This window comes from Sulfurimonas sp. (assembly GCF_034005705.1).
GTDB lineage: Bacteria > Campylobacterota > Campylobacteria > Campylobacterales > Sulfurimonadaceae > Sulfurimonas.
The window spans coordinates 127,793-149,032 of the sequence record NZ_JAVEUF010000005.1; the positions used below are offsets into that span (position 1 = coordinate 127,793).

The 21,240-nt window shown below is 40.7% G+C and carries 25 protein-coding genes and 1 tRNA gene; 6 read left to right on the forward strand and 20 right to left on the reverse strand.

Going from position 1 to position 21,240, the window contains the following annotated elements:
* Positions 1-19 precede the first annotated feature (19 nt).
* Genes RBR61_RS04335 through RBR61_RS04360 form a run of 6 tightly spaced genes read left to right on the forward strand, consistent with a single transcriptional unit; the run spans position 20 to position 5,235 of the window.
* Positions 20-514, forward strand: a complete 495-nt coding sequence (locus RBR61_RS04335) for a chemotaxis protein CheW (RefSeq protein WP_320342359.1) — start codon at positions 20-22, stop codon at positions 512-514.
* A 9-nt stretch (positions 515-523) separates the two neighbouring features.
* Positions 524-1,645: an MlaE family lipid ABC transporter permease subunit gene (locus RBR61_RS04340; protein ID WP_320342334.1), complete on the forward strand. Its 1,122-nt coding sequence runs from the start codon at positions 524-526 to the stop codon at positions 1,643-1,645.
* Positions 1,642-2,403 (forward strand): ATP-binding cassette domain-containing protein, encoded by a 762-nt coding sequence (locus RBR61_RS04345; RefSeq protein WP_320342335.1) that lies wholly within the window; start codon positions 1,642-1,644, stop codon positions 2,401-2,403. Before RBR61_RS04340 ends, RBR61_RS04345 begins: the two co-directional genes overlap by 4 nt.
* The gene (locus RBR61_RS04350; RefSeq protein WP_320342336.1) at positions 2,396-3,361 is read left to right on the forward strand and encodes an MlaD family protein; all 966 of its coding nucleotides are present in this window, start codon (positions 2,396-2,398) and stop codon (positions 3,359-3,361) included. Before RBR61_RS04345 ends, RBR61_RS04350 begins: the two co-directional genes overlap by 8 nt.
* Positions 3,362-3,955 carry an ABC-type transport auxiliary lipoprotein family protein gene (locus RBR61_RS04355; protein ID WP_320342337.1) on the forward strand — a complete coding sequence of 198 codons (594 nt, stop codon included), beginning with the start codon at positions 3,362-3,364 and terminating at the stop codon, positions 3,953-3,955.
* On the forward strand, positions 3,952-5,235 hold the full coding sequence (locus RBR61_RS04360) for an aminopeptidase P N-terminal domain-containing protein (RefSeq protein WP_320342338.1): 1,284 nt from the start codon (positions 3,952-3,954) through the stop codon (positions 5,233-5,235). The genes RBR61_RS04355 and RBR61_RS04360 overlap by 4 nt, the downstream gene beginning before the upstream one ends.
* On the opposite strand, the gene RBR61_RS04365 is transcribed toward RBR61_RS04360, so the two are convergent.
* The 20 genes from RBR61_RS04365 to RBR61_RS04460 all read right to left on the reverse strand — a co-directional run.
* Positions 5,232-5,663, reverse strand: a complete 432-nt coding sequence (locus RBR61_RS04365; protein ID WP_320342339.1) for a hypothetical protein — start codon at positions 5,661-5,663, stop codon at positions 5,232-5,234. The two genes, RBR61_RS04360 and RBR61_RS04365, sit on opposite strands and share 4 nt — an antisense overlap.
* Positions 5,664-5,963 carry a hypothetical protein gene (locus RBR61_RS04370; RefSeq protein WP_320342340.1) on the reverse strand — a complete coding sequence of 100 codons (300 nt, stop codon included), beginning with the start codon at positions 5,961-5,963 and terminating at the stop codon, positions 5,664-5,666.
* Positions 5,964-5,966: 3 nt separating this feature from the next.
* Positions 5,967-6,356: a chaperone NapD gene (locus RBR61_RS04375; protein ID WP_320342341.1), complete on the reverse strand. Its 390-nt coding sequence runs from the start codon at positions 6,354-6,356 to the stop codon at positions 5,967-5,969.
* A gap of 20 nt (positions 6,357-6,376) precedes the next feature.
* On the reverse strand, positions 6,377-7,327 hold the full coding sequence (locus RBR61_RS04380) for a WD40 repeat domain-containing protein (RefSeq protein ID WP_320342342.1): 951 nt from the start codon (positions 7,325-7,327) through the stop codon (positions 6,377-6,379).
* Positions 7,327-7,806: a ferredoxin-type protein NapF gene (locus RBR61_RS04385; RefSeq protein WP_320342343.1), complete on the reverse strand. Its 480-nt coding sequence runs from the start codon at positions 7,804-7,806 to the stop codon at positions 7,327-7,329. Before RBR61_RS04385 ends, RBR61_RS04380 begins: the two co-directional genes overlap by 1 nt.
* Complete coding sequence (locus tag RBR61_RS04390; protein WP_320342344.1) at positions 7,806-8,507, reverse strand: nitrate reductase cytochrome c-type subunit; 702 nt, start codon at positions 8,505-8,507, stop codon at positions 7,806-7,808. The genes RBR61_RS04385 and RBR61_RS04390 overlap by 1 nt, the downstream gene beginning before the upstream one ends.
* 1 nt (position 8,508) lies before the next feature.
* Positions 8,509-9,336, reverse strand: a complete 828-nt coding sequence (napH, locus tag RBR61_RS04395; RefSeq protein ID WP_320342345.1) for a quinol dehydrogenase ferredoxin subunit NapH — start codon at positions 9,334-9,336, stop codon at positions 8,509-8,511.
* Complete coding sequence (gene napG / locus RBR61_RS04400; RefSeq protein ID WP_320342346.1) at positions 9,336-10,127, reverse strand: ferredoxin-type protein NapG; 792 nt, start codon at positions 10,125-10,127, stop codon at positions 9,336-9,338. Before napG ends, napH begins: the two co-directional genes overlap by 1 nt.
* 44 nt (positions 10,128-10,171) lie before the next feature.
* Entirely contained in the window at positions 10,172-12,994 is a 2,823-nt protein-coding gene (gene napA, locus RBR61_RS04405; RefSeq protein WP_320342347.1) for a nitrate reductase catalytic subunit NapA, read from the reverse strand.
* 207 nt (positions 12,995-13,201) lie between these two features.
* On the reverse strand, positions 13,202-14,212 hold the full coding sequence (locus RBR61_RS04410) for a type IV pili methyl-accepting chemotaxis transducer N-terminal domain-containing protein (protein WP_320342348.1): 1,011 nt from the start codon (positions 14,210-14,212) through the stop codon (positions 13,202-13,204).
* An 8-nt stretch (positions 14,213-14,220) separates the two neighbouring features.
* Complete coding sequence (locus RBR61_RS04415) at positions 14,221-14,880, reverse strand: Crp/Fnr family transcriptional regulator (protein ID WP_320342349.1); 660 nt, start codon at positions 14,878-14,880, stop codon at positions 14,221-14,223.
* Between the two features lie 318 nt (positions 14,881-15,198).
* A complete protein-coding gene (locus RBR61_RS04420) occupies positions 15,199-15,402 on the reverse strand; it encodes a hypothetical protein (RefSeq protein WP_137013720.1) in 204 nt (67 codons plus the stop codon).
* A complete protein-coding gene (locus RBR61_RS04425; RefSeq protein ID WP_320342350.1) occupies positions 15,399-15,692 on the reverse strand; it encodes a BrnT family toxin in 294 nt (97 codons plus the stop codon). Before RBR61_RS04425 ends, RBR61_RS04420 begins: the two co-directional genes overlap by 4 nt.
* 167 nt (positions 15,693-15,859) lie before the next feature.
* Positions 15,860-15,934 (reverse strand) — tRNA-Asn (locus RBR61_RS04430).
* 58 nt (positions 15,935-15,992) lie between these two features.
* Positions 15,993-16,925 (reverse strand): radical SAM protein, encoded by a 933-nt coding sequence (locus RBR61_RS04435; protein ID WP_320342351.1) that lies wholly within the window; start codon positions 16,923-16,925, stop codon positions 15,993-15,995.
* Positions 16,926-17,957, reverse strand: a complete 1,032-nt coding sequence (gene hemE, locus RBR61_RS04440; protein ID WP_320342352.1) for a uroporphyrinogen decarboxylase — start codon at positions 17,955-17,957, stop codon at positions 16,926-16,928.
* Between the two features lie 82 nt (positions 17,958-18,039).
* Positions 18,040-18,558 carry a YqhA family protein gene (locus RBR61_RS04445; RefSeq protein ID WP_320342353.1) on the reverse strand — a complete coding sequence of 173 codons (519 nt, stop codon included), beginning with the start codon at positions 18,556-18,558 and terminating at the stop codon, positions 18,040-18,042.
* Between the two features lie 2 nt (positions 18,559-18,560).
* Entirely contained in the window at positions 18,561-19,595 is a 1,035-nt protein-coding gene (locus RBR61_RS04450) for an aspartate-semialdehyde dehydrogenase (RefSeq protein ID WP_320342354.1), read from the reverse strand.
* A gap of 19 nt (positions 19,596-19,614) precedes the next feature.
* Positions 19,615-20,766: a sigma-54 dependent transcriptional regulator gene (locus RBR61_RS04455; RefSeq protein WP_320342355.1), complete on the reverse strand. Its 1,152-nt coding sequence runs from the start codon at positions 20,764-20,766 to the stop codon at positions 19,615-19,617.
* Positions 20,767-20,800: 34 nt separating this feature from the next.
* A partial coding sequence (locus RBR61_RS04460) for a hypothetical protein (protein ID WP_320342356.1) occupies positions 20,801-21,240 on the reverse strand: 440 nt, incomplete at its 5' end.

Here is a 21,240-nt window from a genome sequence, read left to right on the forward strand (position 1 = left end):
CGCTCTTCCGATCTTTATAATGAGCGAAAAATTAAAACAGATAATCAGCAAACAGAGCAAGGCGGAGCAGGAGAGCATCAACCACTCTGAAGACATAGTCCAGCTTGTGGGATTTATAATCGGAGATGAGGAGTACGCGGTTCCTATTCTGGCTATTCAAGAGATCATAAAGCCGTTTCCTTGGACTAGAGTTCCTCAGGTTCCAAAGTATGTTGTAGGCGTGTTTAATATGCGCGGAGCCGTTATACCTTTGATCGACCTGCGTCTAAAATTCGGACTAAGCCCTAAAAAACACAACGAAGATACAAGATTTATAGTTATGAGACACGGAGATGATATAGCAGGGTTTGTGATTGACAGGCTTACAATGGCTATAAGAATCAAGAAGTCAAGAATAGGGCCTGCGCCTGAGACTGCAAACGGTGATGACACTCTCATTGACGGAGTCGGAAAACAAGAGGATAGAATCATTACGATACTAAAAGTAAACAAACTTTTAGAGAGGGATTTTTAATATTTTGTTATGCATAATTCATCTTTAGATATTGCCTATTCAGACAATAGACTCTCACTCCTCTTTGGGGGAGAGCTTACCCTTCATAACATCTCAAAGATTCAAAAAAAGATCAAAACCCTTCAAATAAGCAACAAAAAAACAATAATTCTAGACCTCACAAAAGTTGCTCTGCTAGATAGTGCCGCTGCCATATTTTTTTACAATTTTCAAAAGCGGCTTGAATCAGAAGGTATAAACTTAGAAGTTGCATGCAACGATGAAGATATTTTAAGTATGCTGGCATTGGTAAAGAGACAAAAGAGCAGATATGAGAAAAAAGCAGAGCCTAGAAAAATAGGGTCATTGGAGAGGCTCGGAAGATTGGTGCATTATAAATATACTCTGCTTGTAGATTTTATAGCATTTTTGGGAGAGCTTTTTGCAAACACTTTTCATTACCTCTCATCTATAAAGAACATCAGATATAAAGAGATGCTTTTTGAGATCAACGAGAGCGGTGTCAAGGCTCTTAGCATAGTCTCGATAACAACGTTTTTGATAGGGGTCGTAGTAGCATATCAGTCGGCATATCAGCTCAAAATTTATGGCGCAAATATATTTATAGTCGATATGCTTGGAATATCAATACTTAGAGAACTGGCTCCTTTGATAACGGCTATAGTCATAGCGGGAAGAAGCGCTTCTGCATATACGGCTCAAATTGGAACTATGAAGATAACGCAGGAGCTTGACGCTATGAAGACCATGGGGTTTAACCCATATAAATTTTTGGTTCTTCCCAGAATCTTTGCGCTTATGATAGTTGTGCCAATACTTATTTTTATAGCCGATATAATGGGAATTATCGGCGGTATGATCATAGCAAGCGTAGATCTGGGCATCAGTTCAACTCTTTTTTTGGATAGGTTCGGAGATGTCATTGCGGCAAAACACTTTTTTGTGGGCATCGCAAAAGGGCCGTTTTTTGGGTTTTTAATAGCCTCTATAGCGATTCACAGAGGGCTTAGTGTTGAAGACAGTACGCAAAGTCTTGGAAGCAACACTACAAAAAGCGTTGTAGAAGCAATCTTTGCGGTAATAATATGTGACGCTATTTTCTCTATTATATTGACAAAGCTGGGAATATGATGGGCAACATAATAGAAGTTAGAGATCTGGTGACTATGTTTGACGAGAGGGTTGTCCATGACGGATTGAACTTAAGCATAAAAAAAGGCGAGATATACGCCATAATGGGACCAAGCGGTGCCGGAAAGACAACGCTTCTTAGGGAGATGGTGATGCTTCAAGAGCCGCAAAGCGGAACTCTTAAAGTGTTGGGGTATGATCTTAAAAACATACGATACAAAGATGCTCAAAAACTCAGACAAAAGTGGGGTGTTTTGTTTCAGTCCGGTGCACTCTTCTCCTCTCTTAGCTTAAAAGAGAACATCGCACTTCCCCTTGTAGAGTACACAGATCTCTCAGATGATATGATCGATGAGATAGTAGAGTTTAAGATAAGCATCGTAGGGCTTAAACAGAGCGACGGCAATCTTTATCCGTCACAGTTAAGCGGGGGAATGAAGAAAAAAGCGGCTCTTGCACGCGCTCTTGTAATGGACCCTGAGCTTCTTTTTTTGGATGAGCCCACAAGCGGACTGGACCCTGTCTCGGTAAAAGAGTTTGACGCTCTTATACTCAAACTTCGAGACAGTTTGAAGCTTAGCGTAGTTATGGTATCACACGACTTACAGTCCGTTTATGATACAATCGACACTCTTGCTATAATTGATGATAAAAAAATAGTCTATGAGGGAAGTTTGAAAAATCTATCCGCTTCAAATAGTGATTTTATAAGCAATTTTTTCAATATGGATATAAATAAGGTCGGATTTCATGAATAACAGAGTAAATTATGTTGTTATAGGAATTTTGGTGCTTATCGGGATTGCAGGAATGACTCTTTTTGGTTTTTGGCTCTTAAAGCCGACAAAAGAGGCTCAGATGCAGAGATATGCGATATATTTCAACGAGTCCGTTTTGGGTCTGAATCTTGACGCTCCAGTCAAATATAAAGGGCTTAGCGTAGGAAAGGTCGTAGATTTGGGCATAAGCAGACACAATCAGGAACAAGTCGAGGTTTTGGTCGAGATACTAAAAGATACTCCCATAAATACATCAACTGAGGCACAGCTTACATCCCAGGGCATTACGGGGCTTAGCTATATAAACCTGACTATCAATAACGAGATAGATGCAAAACCGATTGCGGTTAAAGAGAGGGAAGATTACCCCGTAATAAAATCCGTTCCCTCCATACTTATCAAACTTGAGAACAGGTTTATAGATATATCTGAAGACCTGGCAGATACGCTGCAAAAAACAAGTAGATTGCTAAGCGATAAGAATCAGGAGGAGATGGGGGTGATCCTTAATAATACAGCTATTTTGATCTCCAAAATAAACAGCATACTTGATGAGAATACAACCCAAAACTTTAAGCTGACTATGGCAAATCTAAAAGAGTCATCCGAAAAATTCAACCTGCTTATACCCAGAGTTGATGAACTCGTAAGCAAAAGCGGCAAATTCGAAGATAACATCTCTGCGGCGTTTGACTCTATAAAAAATAGCTACTTGGGCATACAGGACTCTATGAACACATTTAACAAAGCGCTTGAGAGCGGAGAGTTCAACGTAAAAGAGATCACCAGTGATGTGGTTCCGACAATGAACAACACCCTGTTGGATATGCAAAATCTTATATTAAAGATAGAAGAGACTATAAACAGGTATGAGAGAAGTCCTGCGGATATAATGTTCATGCAAGAAGAGATCAAAAAAGGACCGGGGGAGAAGTAGATGAGAGTATTTTTAATAATTTTGGCACTGTTTTTTGGCGGCTGTACGACAATAAAGCCTTCGGTCGCGCAGTATAGTATTGCCTTGGATGATCTAAAGATAAACAGCAGCGCTCTTGGCTTTAAAGAGAAGTCGCTTAAAATCTCAAAAGCTTTTGCTTCAAGCTCACTATCTTCGCATAGAATGGAGTATATGGAGTCGGATCACAGAGTTTTTGCCTACTCGCAGTCGCAGTGGCAAGAAGCGCCGAGTGTTATGATAGAGTCAACTCTTTTAAAAAGCATAAGAGAGGCAGGACTCTTTGAGAGCGTACACCCATCAAAGTCGAGAATAAAAAGTGATTTTATACTGGAAACGAACATAGAGAGATTTATGCAGTTCTTTAGCGAAGATATGAAAGAGTCGCATGTAGAGGTTGTCTTGAACCTCTCGCTGATAGATGCCAAAACAAACACTCTCTTTAAAAGCAGGACGTTTATCTCAAAATCCACGACAAAGAGCCCTGATGCAGAGGGTGGAGCAGAGGCTTTTAAAAGCGCTCTCTCTGAGATAATGATGCAAAATATTGAGTGGTTGGACGGAGTGTGCAGATGATAAAAGAGCAGGAGTATAAAAAAAGAAGAGAGAGGCTGTTAAAAAAACTCTCAAATGATTCTCTGGGGGTAATATTTAGCGCAGAGCCAGCAACACGCTCTCATGATACGCACCATCCATACAGGCAAGACAGCAATTTTTACTACCTTTGCGGCTTTAAAGAGGATAGCGCGGCACTTCTGTTTTTAAAGAGCAAAGGCAAGACAAAAACACTCCTCTTCGTTCATAAAAAAGACAAAACGATCGAGCTATGGACGGGCGAGAGGCTAGGGGTCAAAGAGGCTAAAAAGATATTTTTGGTAGATGAGGTCTGCGCAATAGATGATCTTGAGAAGAAGCTCAAAGGGTATATAAAGGGGAAGAAAAATATCTACTTTGAGTCAAGTTCAAAAAAAAGCAGTGTTAAGAAAGTCTCAAAATTGACAAAAGATATCAAGATCAAGCATGACATAGTGCCGCTTGTGCAGAAGATGAGACTTATAAAATCAGCCGCAGAGATTGAGATGATAAAAGAGTCGATCAATATTACCGCAAAAGCGCATCACAGAGCCATAACAATGGATAAAAGAGGCAAGTATGAGTATCAGCTTCAAGCCGAGATAGAGCATGAGTTTAAAGTAAATGCGGCTTATAGTGATGCATATACCTCAATAGTGGCATGCGGAAACAACGCAAACACGCTTCACTACATAAAAAACGACAAGCCGCTTGCAGATGGTGAGCTCATACTTATAGATGCGGGGTGTGAGCACAATTACTACGCAAGCGATATAACAAGGACTATACCCGTCAATGGAAGCTACTCAAAGGCTCAAAAAGAGCTTTATGATCTTGTTTTAAATACACAGCTTAGAATTATCTCTATGATAAAACCGCTCGTTAAAAGAAGCCATCTTCAAGAGACGGCTGAAAAGCTTCTTACAAAAGGGATGGTGGAGCTTGGAATTTTAAAGGGAGATTACAAAAAGCTCATAAAAGAGAATAAGCACAAAAAGTACTATCCGCACGGCATAGGTCACTGGATGGGGATAGATGTTCACGATCCTGCGCCATACAAAGATGCAAAAGAGAGAGAGATAGCGCTTCAAAAAGGGATGGTGCTTACAATTGAACCGGGTCTATATATTGACAAAAACGACAAAAGCGTTCCGAAAAAATATCGCGGGATAGGGATCAGGATCGAGGATGATATCTTGGTTACAAAAGATGGGTGTGAAAATCTATCGCATCATATTGTAAAAACGGTAGATGAGATAGAGTCCCTCTCTTTTAAATTTTAGTCGCTGTAGCTGTAGCTCCAGCCTGTAAGGCTCTTCTCTTTTGCCTCATAGAAGTTGTCCGAGTCTGCAAGAAAATCAAAAACGAACATCGGCACACTCGGGATACTTAGCATATCCTCTTTTTTTATAAGAAGTAGAGGCATAAGTGTCTCATGAGAGCCTTCAGAAAAGCCTACCGGCATGATCTGACTCATCACCTCTATGGGATTTCGTATGCCGTTTTCATCTAGAAACTTATCTAAAACGGCATCTTGAATATCTTTTGGCAAGTTATCAGAGGTATTTAAAAATATAGTAAAGTGAATCGGTGTCTCTTGAAACTTTTCGGGTGAGGGAGATGCCATAATGATAAACTCTACGTTTTTTAGATGCTTCTTTATCTCATCTTTATCCAAATATCTCGTTGTTCTTATAGCTTTTGCTTCCATCTACCTTGCATCCTCGCCAATCAAAGGTTTGCCCATCTCATCTTCGAGCTCTCTTTGCAGCTTAGACATCTCGAACCTTACCACGTCCATTACGTGAAGCGGGACGCTCTCATCTTTTATCCATCTTACTTCATCCACATGTCCGCCATAGTCTGCTCCAAGCTCTTCGACCTTTTTTGAATACTCCTGAAGATCTTTGCAGACCTCAGTTTTTCCGCTTATGGTGTCTTTTAACTCTATATACCAATCTTCACGGCTATCCGGGGCCATCTTTATAGTCGACTCAAATATTACGGACAAAATTCACCTCTTCGTTTCATCAAATTTTTTAGTAAAAGTAGCCAGATCATCTTTTTTCTTAAGATCGCCGTTATAGACTATTCTGGAAGCATCGACAGAGTCGTCGTTTAATATCTTTGGAACGGCATCGCCGCCGTTTATTACTTCCATATGCGCGTCAAGCTCATCCTCGCTGTAAGACATCTGCATATCAGCAGCAATGACGTGGGGAATTGATTCTATGACTCTGAGCTTTTCAAGTTCCTGCGCAACTCCTTCGCCCTCTATCGTGACGATTATTCTCCCTTTTTCATCATGCATATGATAGTCACATGCTTCACAGTTTTTAAGGTTCTCAACAACCTCGTTTAGGTATTTTGGCATTGTTTGAACTACTATACTTGAGATATTCATTATATTTCCTTTTCTCTTTTTTATTTTACACTATATAGATTAATGACCCTGTCATCGCTTGCGGCTAAAAACTCATTTTCGTCTACAAAAACTATTTTTGTAAGAGTCATTTTGTTTTGGCCGAATTTGCCAAGAGGTGTTTTTGAAGAGATATCGACAAGCGATATATTGTTCTCCTCATCACTTGCATATCCCACTATTCTACCACTTGGCGACAAGCCGACACTATAGATCAGAAAACCCGACTCTATAAAGAATGACGAGTCCGATTTTAGATCGTAGATCACAGCTCTTCTATCCTGACCTGCCGTTGCAACGATACTATTTTTATAATCGACCTGAAAAACGTTATCTAGATTTTGCCCAGAGAGCAGTTTTAGCCGTTTGCCGTCTTTTGTGCTGTGTATCTTCAGGTCCCCGCTCTCATCGGCGACCACTACCATCTCTTTCGTCTCATTTAGAACAAAGTCGGAAAACTTTGCGCCAGAGACCTGGATCATCCAGTTTATGGAGCCTTTGTTGATGTCGTACGAGACCAGTTCATTGCTGAGCAGTCCAAGCAAAATAGTGTTCTCATCCAAAAATCTCGCTTTTGCTACCGTAAGAGACTTGGAGTAGTCAAACAGAAGCTTCATCTTTTCATTTTGATATATATGAACTCTTCTAAATCCCTGCCTGTCTTGAGAAAGAATTAGCATTTTGGAGTTAAAGAGATCGACCGAGTAGACTTTTGAGTCTACCTTATCGCCCATAAAGTCCTCTATTTTTTCAACTTTTATCTTCTTGATAAGCTCGCCGCTTTTGTAGTCGAAAACATCTACGCAGCTCGCATTGGTAGCGCTGTAGAGTCTGCCCTCTTTATAGAGCAGATCAACGACACCGCCGCTTGATGTGAAACTTCTAGTAGGCTCTTTTATCTCTGAAGAAAAAAGCAGCGAAAACAGAAGAGTCAAAAACAGTAACGCTCTCATTAAACAACCTTTACTCTTATTGCATCTGTCGGACATCTGCTTATGCAAAGTCCGCAGGCGGTGCAGTTCTCGTTTATGCTCGGCATAAACATAGCTTTAAACTCTATTGCATTGTCCATACATGGATCTTTGCATGAAAAGCACATGGTGTGCCCCCAGCTTATGCAACTGCTTTTGTCAATTGATATTATAGCTGTAAGTCTGTTTTTACTTTCAATGTTCAATACTCCGTACTCACAGGCATCGGCACACTTGTCGCAGTATGTACAGCCGCTACCGGAAAAAACCAGATGCGGAGTCTTGTCATCTGCAATTTTAATTATATCTTCTTCACAAACAGAGGCGCACTTGGCATCGCATTTGTTACACTCTTTATGAAAAAGAGATTCATCGCTGAAGTAGGGTGGTCTTAAGAGTTTCTCTTGCTTCTTTGTATTTAGTGATGAAGCAAGAGAGCTAAAGAGCTCTCTTCTTTGCATTAGTGCTTCGCACCCTCTAAGCTGCCTGCAGGAGAGTTTTTGTTTGCAATATCATCTTGTGTTACAAAACTTTCATCTCCGAGAGTATTTAGAGCTTCTGTAAGTTTTTTACCAGCCCAGCTTGATTTTTCCGCACCGTCTTTTGTTGTAAATACAGGCTCGAAAGTATTTTCAACCACAAGCTCACCCTCTGATTGCGGAGCATGACACTGAGAACAGTTGAATCTAGCACCCTGAAGCTTCTTCTCTTCTTTGATCGCCACTTCATTTTTATAGTTATCTATAACTTTTTTAAATTCTCCGCCTTCAACTTTGTGTTTAGGTCTGAAATCCGTAAAATGCGAAGCCGGAATAGGAGTCGCACCCATAGAACCTGCAACATCAGGCATATGGCAGCTTACGCATCTGTTGTCGTTGACTTTAATAGGCAGCATACCCACCGTATCATGAGGAATCATCGGCGGAGCATCCTGAAATGCCCTTTTTATCTTCGTACTTGTAGTTGCCTGTGCCGTTGAGTATTTTGTCTCATCTGCTACCGTGCCATCCTCGCTGTAAATATCTGTTTTTCTTAATCCCAGCGACTCCTCAGAAATTGTCGCATTCACACCTTTTTGTTGTGCAGCTTGAGCGCCATCACCGATGAAACCGACCATCAGTAAGGCAGTCAAACCAAACGTTATTTTATACATTGCCTTCATTTTAATCTCCCACTTTTTTATTTTTTACTAACTCTCTTATTGAAAAACCAAGAGCATCATCATCACAAACCTCTATGCATCTTGCACAGTTTGTACACTCGCCAGAGAGAACAGGAATGCTCTCTTTGCCTATCATATAAAGAACTTGTCCTTCCGGACAGACAACCTTACACTTCATACACTCGGTGCAGTTTTCCTGAGTATGTTTTACTCTAATCAAACTAAACTTGCCTACAAGCGAGTAAAACCCGCCAAGAGGGCAGATATGACCGCACCATCCGTTCTTTAGGACCAAAAGATCGAAAAGAAAAATAATAAGCACTGCCGCCCATCCGAATCCAAAGCCAAAAATAATACCTCTGTGAAGTATAGATATAGGCGATATAAATTCAAAAGCGGTTATACCCATCAAAAAAGAGATGATCAGACTAAGTCCCAAGACCCAGTATCGCATATTTCGCGAAGCGGGCTGTCTTTTGGCAAATTCGTCCACACCTATCTTTCTTCTTAAAAGTGCCGCCGCATCCGTAACCAGATTTACAGGACAAACCCAGCTGCAAAATGCACGACCGCCGATCACTAGGTAAAAGACGGTAATTATCAAAGCACCGACTATTATATCCGTCGCCAAAAGAGCACCCGCAGCCAACATCTGCAGTGCTGCATAAGGGTCGCTTAAAGGGATCATGCCAAAGAGGAGAGAAGAGCTTAGGTTGCCCATAAGTATCTCCCATCCCCACATATTTGCTCCAAAGTACAAAAAGAGCAGACCTATCTGCGTTGTTCTTCTAAATATGAGATAGCGGTATTTATTCCAAAGAGTTCTCATTAGTATAAATCCTCCATATTGCTATTTAGAGAGTCGATAGCCTTCTCTTTGCTTATCTCCGTAGTCGATTTGATGGAAGAAGCCTCTTCTAGACGCTTCTCATCGCTTTTGTCCCAGCCTTTGATGTAGTAACTTCCTGCTTTGCCCATTGCGACCTCTTTTGGAAGCACAAAGATAGAAGCTTTGTCGGTTACGCACGCCTTTTCGCAAAGCCCGCAGCCTGTACAAGCGTCTGCATGAACAAGAGGCGTGAGGTAGGCATGTTTTCCGGTTCTCTCATTTTTAGCGTACTCAACCGTTATAGCTTCGCCAAGAATAGGGCAGGCTCTATAACAGGCATCGCACTGAATTCCCCAAAAAGCTATACAGGTCTCTCTGTCAATGACAGCAAGCCCCATCTCGGCTATTTTTATGTCAAGTTTGCCATCTGTAGTCACGCTCTTTTCGTCTAGTGCTCCACTCGGGCATACCGGTACACAAGGAATATCAGGACACATATAACAAGGAATATCTCTGGGAATAAAATATGGAGTTCCCAAAGGTTTGTTGTCTCCCGGTTTTGCAAGCAGCAGAGTATCATAAGGACACGCTTCTACGCAAAGCCCGCACTTAATACAGGTACGAAGAAAATCATCCTCTTTTATGGCACCGGGCGGACGCAAAATAAGCTGTGAAGCCGTGACTTCATCAACATAAGCGCTCCATATAAAGCCGCCAAGTGCAGTTATGCCCGCACCTCTTGCCATTCTGAGGATAAATTTTCTTCTGTCGTTCTCTGTTTTGCTTCTCATATCTATAGGCAGTTTTTATAAATTGAACTGCCTCTCCTTTTCATTTACGCTTTATAGACTTTTACGGCACATTTTTTAAAGTCTGTCTGTTTTGACATAGGACAAGTCGCATCAAGACACACTTTATTTATAAACACCTTCTCGTCAAACCACGGCACGAATACCAATCCTCTTGGAGGTCTGTTTCTTCCTCTAGTTTCAACTCTAGCTTTGACCTTGCCGCGGCGAGATTCAACCCAGCATAAGCCACCCTGTTTAAGACCTTTGTTCTCAGCATCTTTAGGGTGCATATAACATAATGCTTCCGGTACTGCACGGTAAAGTTCAGGTACACGCATAGTCATAGTTCCTGAGTGCCAGTGTTCTAGCACACGTCCCGTACATAACCATGTATCGTACTTCTCATCCGGCATTTCCGGCGGATCCATATACGGGCGTGCAAATATTTTGGCTTTGTTCGCCAATGATTTTTGTTCCGTATTTTTATCCATACCTTTTAGATCACCAGATTTAAGCGCTTTTGCAAGCGTTCCGTAGAAGGCATGCGAGTTTCCGGTATCTTTTGTAGCTTTTGCAGCGTAAGGGTCGTACTTAGCGTTAAATCTCCACTGAGTCTCTTTACCGTCAACGACAGGCCATTTAAGACCACGCACCTTGTGGTACATATCAAACGGCGCAAGGTCATGCCCGTGACCGCGTGTAAATGCTGCATACTCTTCAAAAAGATATTTTTGAATAAAGAAGCCGTAACCTTTAAACACTTTGCCGTCACTTCCAACGACATTTCTGCTGTCTCCGTAACCCTCCGAGTTGTCATACCCTTTTTGGATAGGGTCTTTTTGGTCAAGTTTGTACGATTTTGCAATATCGTTTGCAAACAGTATCTCGAACATTGTAGTGTTTTCGTTGTAGCCCATAGCTTTCGCCTGCTCTATAACGCTTGGAAGCTTATCTTTTCTAGGACCGCTTGGAGCCCACTCGCCCCATACATCTTTGACCGTGAATCTTTTTGATAGCTCAGCCCACTGCCATGTATCACTCATCGCATCGCCTATAGGAAGAACCTGTTGTCTCCAGTGCTGTGTACGACGCTCAGCGTTTCCGTATGCTCCCCACTTCTCATATATCATAGCAGACGGCAGAATAAGATCTGAAACTTTTGCAGAGATACCAGGATAGCCGTCAGACGTAACTATAAAGTTGTCCATTTCGCGTGCCGCTTTTATCCAGTGAGTCGCACTCGCAGTATCTTGATAAGGATTACATACGTTCACCCATGCAAATTTGATGAGACCGTCTTCAATATCACGGTGGATCTTCATAATATGCTGAACACCTACAGGATTTATAGTTCCTTCAGGAACCATCCACTTGTGTTCTGCTATCTTTCTGTGCGCAGGGTTTGCAACCATCATATCCGCAGGAAGTCTGTGCGTAAATGTACCGACTTCACGAGCAGTTCCACATGCTGAGGGCTGACCTGTCAGAGAAAATGCTCCAGAACCAGGAACAGCTTGTTTGTTTAGCATAAAGTGTACATTGTAAGATAGTGTATTTACCCAAGTACCGCGAGTATGCTGATTCATACCCATAGTCCAGAAAGATACTACTTTTCTATTTTTTTCAATATAGAGGTTTGCCAAAGCTTGAAGTTTGTCTTTGAACTCTTCAAGATTTTCATCAGGATTACCTTTTGAGATGGTCGCAGTATAGTGAAGATCATAAGGCTCTAGAGATTTTTTGTACTCTTCAAAAGAGATCTCCCAGTGACCCAAAGTACCGGCAGTATGTTTCATAGTGTCACCAGCTTTATAGCCGTATGGCTCAAGAGCAGGACCCTCTTTTTTGGATACCACTTTGCTCATCTCTTTAGATACGGTCTCCATCTCTAATGCGCTGTACTTACCGTCTTTTAGTGATTTTTCACCCTCTCTTCTCATACCGTAACCTATATTTACAGGTCCGGCAGCAAAAATCATATGCTTCTTGACAAAATCCCAGTCAATAATGCCCTCTTTTTCGTCTCTCATAACGATCTCTCTGGCAATATAGTTCCAGATAGCTCCGTCTGTATTTGGAGAGAAGATTATCTCTATGTCAGCCAAGTCCGAAGTTCTGTGAGTATAGGTTTGAATAGAGACGACTTTTACGCGATCAGGGTCTGAGAGCTTTCTGTCAGTTACACGTGACCATAAAATAGGGTGCATCTCCGCCATATTTGAACCCCAAGATACGATCGTATCCGTTAGCTCAATATCATCGTAACAGCCTGAAGGCTCATCAACGCCGAATGTCTGGTAAAAACCTACAACGGCAGATGCCATACAGTGACGTGCATTTGGATCGATAGCATTTGATCTAAATCCTGCTTTCATCATCTTTTGGGCTGCATAGCCCTCCATGATGGTGTACTGCCCTGATGCAAATATACCGACCCCTTCAGGACCGCTTGCTTTTAGCGCTTTTTTGATATGAGTTTCCATCTCATCAAAAGCTCTTTTCCATGAGATCGGAGCAAACTTCCCTTTTTTGTCGAAGTTACCATTAGCATCGACTCTTAGAAGCGGTTGGGTAAGCCTGTCGGCACCATACATGATCTTTGCATTGAAGTAGCCTTTAATACAGTTAAGACCACGGTTTACCGGTGCTGCCGGATCCCCTTTTACAGCAACGATCTTACCGTCTTTCGTTGCCATCATAATACCACAGCCCGTACCGCAGAAACGACAAGCCGCCTTGTCCCATCTCCAGTCGCCTTCAGCTTGGGAAGCAGCTGCTTCAACCTCTGCCGGTACGCTCATACCGATAGCTGCTGCCGCAGATGCTGCCGCTGAACTTTTAAGAAATTCTCTTCTTGAAAGTGACATATTTTCTCCTGTTTTTAATTTGTAAGCGCAATTTAGTATAAATCACGTCTAAATTTTTTGTTAAGGTGTCCATTAACGAAGCTATGTTATCACTTTAGAGGAGTTTAAATCTTTGACTTAAGTCAAATAAGTAGTTTTTAGAATTAAGATAGGATTAATTTAATAAGAATTTATAATATAAGCTCTGCTTAGAATACCCATAACTATTTAAGATTTAAGTAGTTGGCAGCTTTTAAGCAGTTCATCAAGCTCTTTTTTTAGATTTGTAAGTTTTTTTGTAGAGTTCATCAGCTCTTCGGTCGAAGCTATAACCATGTCCTCACTATTGTCAAGATGCTTGCATGCCATTGATTTGTCTTTTAGCTCACCCAGTATGGAGTCGAACTCATCTGTGAGCTCTTCTAGTTTGGAAGAGGCTTTTTGAGACTGCAGAAGCGCTTCGTTCGAGTACTCAACCGCCGAGTTTATCTTGTTGATAAAGCAGTTTATGGTGTCGCTTACCTCCACTATCTCGCTCTCACTCTCAGCTTGGAGCTCTATTGGAGTGAGGTTTGATATATCTTCATTGTCCGCGAGCATCTTTGAGTACTGCATAAAAGCATCTGCGTGAGACTCTATAGCTTTAAGCTGAATTATCGAGTATATAAAGATCAGAAAAAGAAGTACCCCGGCAATGTATTGAAATGTTCTTATAAAGTGTATCTTGCCTTCGCTGTGATCTGTATAGAGTGTTACAAGTTTGTCTACGTTCTCTAAAAGTACGGTGTTGTTTATGTGTACGGACTCTATGATCTCTCTCATGCGCTGCTCTTTTTTAGTCCCTGATGCAGCAAGCTCTTTATACTCTTTTATGTCCGCATAAAAACTGTTCCATAGTTTTTCAACATATTCTAACTGAGCGGATATTTCACCTGTAGAGACTGCAGAGATGCCTTTTGCTTTATCTCCGTTTTTAAGGGTATTTAGCCCGTATATAAACTCTTGGGTTGCTTTGTCGGTCTCACTGAAATCATAAATACCGCTGTACTGTGCGTAAAAAATAGATTTCGATATCTCCTGACTCAGCATTCTCTGCTTTCCTGCAATGTTTATCACCAGGGCATCTTTGATGTTTTGCTGGGTTAGATATATGGTCGTTCCTATGACGCCGACAACCAATAGGATAAGCAGGGCGCCTATTACTTTTATCTTTGTGCTGATCTTATTAAATTTTAGCATTGTAGTAGCTACCCCTTAATTATTTTGCTGAGTTTTTCACTGTCTAAAACTACAACATCGGTATTTTCAATATCTATTATATTGTTTCTTTTTAGTTTTTTCAAAACTCTTGAGAGAGTCTCAGGCTGAATGTGCAGCATAAAAGAGATCTCATGTCTTTTTAGGGAGTTGAACATCTCCAGATCATTTTGCAGAGTAAATGCCACTTTTGCCGTTGCATCAAAAACAAGCTCTCTGTTTACCACGCAGTGAAGCTGCTGGGTTTTTAGAAGTATCTCGTTTATAAACTCGCTATTTAGAATGTTTTTAGAGAGAAACTCGTTTTTAAACTCCGTAAAATCAATCTCCAAAACGATACTGTCATCCAAAAACTCCGCATTTGAGAAACAGTGAATAGAGTTGTTGTCAAGTGTCGTAAGCTCGGAAATAAGAGAGTTTTTATGTATGTGGTAGAGAAATATCTCATTTTCAAACTTGTCTATCTTGTAAACTTTTAAAAGCCCCGAGATCAAGAAAAAGATTCTGTCGTTAATGTCATTTTCGTAGTAGAGGATAGAGTTTTTTGGATATGTCATTATTTTAGAGATGCTGTTTATCGTGCTTAATTGTTCTTCGCTTAGTGAGCTGAAAAATGACAGTTTTTTTATAAGTTCTAGCTTCTCATCCATAAACAGTTTGTTGCTTCTTAGTAGTGATTTTGATAGATTTTTGTTTAAACTTAAAAATATATAGCGGATATTCTAGCATAAAAAAACTTCTTTTTAATGAAAAGGGGATTCAGCGGACATATTTGGCACAATAAGTAAATTGAGTTTTTGGAAGTTCGTATTTTATGAATTTTAAATGTGGTGGCTCCGAATACTAGAGCTAACTTTACAGACTAATCAATACCACTAATTACCGTGTTCATGAAGTTTTCAAAATATAAATTTACTATGTAAAGTTGATTTGACATTAATGTCTGGCACCCAGATGGCACCGAAAAATTATGCTAGTTTTTTAGAAATCTCAATGTCTTGTTTTAATAATGAGTTGATAATAGTGTTTAACGAAAAATCTTTTGTACTTTTTATTTTGTCCATAAAAAATTTTTTTACATCATCATCCAAATATATTGGAATATCTAATTCATTTAATGGTCTATAGAATTTACCTTGTTGGGCATTTGTAAAATCATACTCTTTTTTCATAATGGACACCTTTCATTGTATATTTGTTGCTCATTCTTTGTCGCTTTTCTAGCAGATATTATTCTGACAATTTCAACATCGTCTTTATCTCTAAATGTATGAACCACAACGAGCACCATAGCATTTAAAGATTTCCCTAATAATATCCATCTTTCTTCATCTTCTGAATGTTCATTATCAAAAAGAGTTAGTGAATATTTATCGCTAAAAACATAAGCAGCTTCTTCAAACGTCACTTTATGTTTTTTGATATTAGATTTTTCTTTTTTTAAGTCCCATTCAAATTTCATAATCTTATTGTATCGTAAAATAGTATTAATTTACGTCTATAATAAGTTTGGCTATTTTAAAAAGAAAGGGTATTGTTGAGCATACTTTGGGCACAAAATGGCTACCATATAGATACCAAAGATTTTTAAAACTCTGAAAGTTTGTATTTTAGGGATTTTAAATGTGGTGGCTCCGGATACTGGATTCGAACCAGTGGCCAAGTGATTAACAGTCACCTACTCTACCGCTGAGCTAATCCGGAATGTTTGATTGGTCGGAATTATACTCAATGGGTTTTAAAAAGTCAAGAATTTCAGGCGCTACTTGGAGCGTTTTCTCTTCTCGTTTTCGTGCAGTATTAAAAACTCCAGGTTCCCGACCTTTTTTGTAACTATTTTTGCATCAGATATAAGGTTTTTTAGCCTTTTTTTACTCTCTTCATCAAAGAGCAGGTTGATGTCATCCATGGTCAGCGGTCTTTTGTCCAGCGTGTTTAAAATCTCTTCATCGTCATAGTGGCTGTTGTTGGGTTCCGCATGAACTCTTGAAGCTATATGTATGGGCAAAGAGGCATCAAAGAGAAGAGATGCGTCATGAAGCTCTTTGTAGCTAAGACCGCTTACCGGATATGCAGGCGGGCGGTCTATCGTGCCAAGATCAACTCTTGCGACCTTTAGTTTTAGCAGAACGTCATTTAGTTTTTTTATCTCATCCGGAGTGTCGTTTAGTCCGTGAACAAAGAGAATCTCAATAAATAGCTTTCCTTTGAAGGTGTTGCTGAACTCTATGACCTTTTGGACAATGTCGTTTATCTCTATGCCCGCGTGCGGTCTGTCTATTCTTTTAAAAACACTCTCGCTTACACCGTCAAGAGAGAGTTTGACCTGGTCAAGCTTCAAAAGAGAGTTAAAGATCTTCTCGTCGACAAGCGTTGCGCTGTTTGTGAGTATAAGCGTCTGAGTACCGTTTTTTATCTTGTTTATCTCATCTATGAGTTCATCTAGGTGAGGGTAGAGTGTAGGCTCGCCGTTTGCGGTTATGGTTATGACATCTATCTTGTCGTGCAGATGCTCTTTTAATTCGGCAATAATAGTAGATACCTCTACAATGTTTGTCTGTTTATCTGTGGTCGCACTTGGAGCAAGTTCGCAGTAAAGGCAGTCAAAATTGCACTGTTTAAGTGCAGGGGAGAGGTCTATGCCCAAAGAAGAACCGAATCTTCTTGAGTTTACAGGGCCGAAAATAGTCTTCACTTACTTTTTACTGACCCTGTGACACTCGGCTATAAAGTGTTTCGCATTTGCAACCGGAACATCCGGGAGGATGCCGTGACCGAGGTTAAATATGTGTCTTTTGCCGCCCATGATATTTTGCAGAGCTTCAACACACTCCGTAGTAGCCTCTTGTGAGTAGAGTCTGCACGGCTCCATATTTCCTTGAAGGACATATCTGTCACCCAACTTTTCTTTGGCAAGACCCATAGGTGTTGACCAGTCAACGCCGAACACTTCAAAGTTTCCGTAAACTTTGTCTAAAAATGCAGGAATACCTTTTGGGAACATAATTATAGGGATATGAGGATACTTAGCTTTTAGGTAGTCCGCTATCTCGACCATATATTTCCAAGAGAACTCATCATATTTTGAAGGCTCGATCGCTGCAGCCCATGAGTCAAATATCTGAACGACGTCAATACCAGCTTCTATCTGTTTTTCCATATAGAGCTTTACGACCTCTGTCACTTTTGCAAGTATCTTATGTAGAAGTTCAGGATTTGAGTACATCATCTTTTTGCAGATGTTGTAAGTCTTTGTACCTTCACCCTCTATCATGTATGTCGCAAGAGTCCAAGGAGCTCCCGTAAAGCCGATAAGCGCTTTATCGTCAGAGAGTTTCTCTTTTATAAGCTTGATCGTGTCGTAAACATAAGTGAGTCTTGATGCCGCCTCTTCGCCTCCGAGGAGTCTGTTCAGGTCTGCTTCTGTTTTGATCGGGTCATTAAATTTAGGACCTTCACCCTTTATAAACTCCAGATCCATCCCCATCTCATCGGGAACAACCAATATATCGCTAAATAGTATAGCTGCATCTACTCCAACTATATCAACAGGTTGGAGTGTGACTTCGCAAGCCTTTTTCGGGTCATGACAAAGACTCAAAAAGTCTCCTGCTTGTGCGCGGACTTCCATATATTCAGGAAGGTAACGACCCGCCTGTCTCATCATCCAAACCGGAGTGTATGGAGTCTCTTTGCCAAAACATGCATCTACAAATATTTTACTCATTGATTGCCTTTATATAAGTGAATTTTTTAGTGAGGGCGGCAGCCCCATAAAGAGAGAAGTTCCCCATCCTCTCTTTATGTAATTAATGGCTCTTTCCTACTTTCCCCAAAAAGTAGAGCCCAACTGCCACGGCAGTAATTGATAGCGCTAAGTATAGCATATCTAATGCGCCGTTATATTGTGTATGACCAACTTTTTGAAAAAATCCCACAACCAGTACCATAACTATTACTTTTGATATCTTATCTTTTAGCTGATCAAGAGAGTGGATAGCCAAAAGCTGTGCCTCGTCATGATCGGACTCTTTTGCAGGGTCGATCTCCGATATGAAAAGCTCATATAGACCAAAAGAGAACAGAAGCATAACAACGCCGATAAGGTACAGGTCAACCGCTCCAATGATACCGCTTACTATATTTTCGTGAAAATGGTCAGGATGCTCGTGATTTATATAAGTCATAATGACATATTTAGCAGTGTCGTATATGTCAAAGCTTGCTACAATAAAGAGCGAAACGGCACCGATAAGACCGAAGATAACTGCAAGGATCACAATAAATCTTGAACTCCACAGAGTTTTTTCAAACATTCTCTCTAGCATTTTTATTTTTCCTCTTCCATCTCGACCCATTTTTGGGCGATTCTAACCGCATTTGTAGCAGCACCGACTCTTAAGTTGTCTGCTACTATGAACATATGCAGCATATTTTTTGAGAAGTTGTCCCCTCTGATACGCCCTACAAAGGTCTCATTCTTCTCCAAAGATATTGCAGGCATAGGGTATACGGACTCGCTCGGGTTGTCCAGAACAATGATGTTTGGAGCTTTTTTAAGGATCTCTCTTGCCTCATTAGCATCAACATCTTGAGAAAATGTAAGCGTAAGAGCCTCTGCGTGACCGCGAAGAGTAGGTACACGTACACAAGTCGCACTTAGAGGGATCTTTTTGTGCATGATCTTGGTAGTTTCGTTTACCATCTTCATCTCCTCTTTTGTGTAGCCGTTTTCTAAAAATGTGTCTATCTGAGGGATTACGTTTAGAGCGATCTGGTGTTTAAATGCTTTGCGCTCGCTCTGGTCAAGTTTAAAGCTGAAAAAATCTTTCATCTGGTTAACAAGTTCTTCCATAGCGCTTTTTCCTGCACCTGATGTCGCCTGATATGTACTGACATCGACTCTGCTTAGTCCATATGCTTCATCGAGAGGTTTTAGAGCTTGGACCATTTGGATTGTTGAGCAGTTTGGATTTGCAATGATCCCCGATTTTTTCCACTTTGCAATATCTTCAGGATTTACTTCAGGTACAACAAGAGGGATGTTCTCATCCATTCTAAAGTGAGAAGTGTTGTCTATTACTACCGCGCCGGCTTTTACTGCGGCCGCTGCAAACTGAGCGCTCACGCTTCCGCCAGCAGAGAAGAGAGCGATCTCGATATCCTCTTCTTCAAATACGGTCTCAGTCAGCTCTTTGATAGCTATCTCTTTGTTGCCAAACTCGACACTTTTTCCCAAGCTTCTTGAACTTGCCAGCGGGACAAGCTTGTTGATAGGAAAAGAGACCTCGTGCAAAATCGCCAATATCTCTTCACCAACAGCACCGTTTGCTCCGACTACTGCTACATTATATTTTTTTGACATTGTTTGTTCCTTCATAATTTTAATTAAAAACGCGTGACTCTAAAAAAAGCTCTTGAGGTGTTATCTCATCACCCTCGCTTAGTATAACCGCTCTCTCAACCACCGATATAAGCTCTCTTATGTTTCCGGGCCAGTGATAATCAAGTAGCTGTTTTACGGCTTCATCAGAAAATCTCTTTAAATCAAAACCGTATTTTATACAATTTTGCTCTAAAACCTTTTGTGCTATCTGCAATATTTCATCTTTTCTCTCTCTAAGCGGCGGAATATTCACAGGAATAGTGTTTAGACGAAAGTAGAGATCACTTCTAAATTCGCCGTTTTTTATCTTCTCGTTCAGATTTGCATTTGTAGCGGATACTACTCTGATGTCTATTTTGATCCCTTTTGAGGAGCCTAGTCTTCTTATCTCTTTCTCTTGAAGCGCACGTAGAAGTTTGGCTTGAACACCGTATGGCATCTCCGCTATCTCATCCAAAAAGAGCGTTCCGCCGTTTGCCTGTTCAAACTGTCCAGCTTTTGCTTCGCTTGCATCGGTAAAAGCACCTTTTTCAAAACCAAACAGTTCGCTCTCAATAAGGTTGTCGGGAATTGCCGCCATATTGATAGCTACAAAAGGCTTTTTCGCTCTGGGAGAGTTGTTGTGGATGTAAGATGCAAAGACCTCTTTTCCGACACCGCTCTCACCCAAAAGCAGGATGCTGGCATCCGTCTTTGATGCTTTGTCGGCAATTTTAAGAGCTGACTCGAGAGCTTTTGAGGTTCCGAAAAAACTGCTCGAAGCGTTGTCGTTGCTTGTTTTTGGGAGGGTTCTTTTGACCTTTTGTATCTTGTCTTCTCTTTTGATCGCCTCGATCAGAGTGTCTACGTCAAAGGGTTTGAGTAAAAAATCTTTTACCCCGAGGTGGATTGATTCTATGGCTCTTTGAAGGGTGGCGTTGCCTGTCATGATGATGACTTCAAACTTTCCGCCGAGTGTTTTTACAAACTCTATACCGTCCATACCTGGCATATTTATATCGGTAATAACGAGGTTGAAACTATCGTCAATACCTTTTAGTGCATCTTTTGCATTTTTAAATGTCTGAATTTCAAACTCTTTATAGTCGCTCATAGCGATCTCAAGAGATTTTCTCATATTGATATCATCTTCAACTATTGCAATTTTCACTAAAAAGCCTTGGGATTTGTGTGTTTTAACACCCTTATTTTAAAGGTGCGATTGTAGCAAAATTATCATTAAAGTCGACTTTGAAGCAAGTCGTTCTAAGTGTAAGTACCGTTGTGTAGCTGTTTCTCAGGTTTGTTGTTTTCTCGTCGTGATCGACGTGCAGACCGAGTTTGTGAATATACTCTATAAACTCCTGCGAGTTTTGAGATATAAGTTTTTTTAAACTTTTGTCGTCTCTGTTTTGTAAAATGAACTCATCCTGCGGAGTGCCTTCGCATTTTGTCATGGCTTTGGAGATAAGCAGTGTTTCGTTGTATAGAGTCGCGTCTTTTACTACGTATTTGTAAGAGATAAGGTACTCGCTCGCACTAAGTGCAAGCGAGCTAAAGAGGATGACTACTCGGCAAAGTCTGAGTGAGAAATTAAGATTTCCATCTCTACTTCGCATAAGCCCTCTTTGAAAGTGGTCTCGAC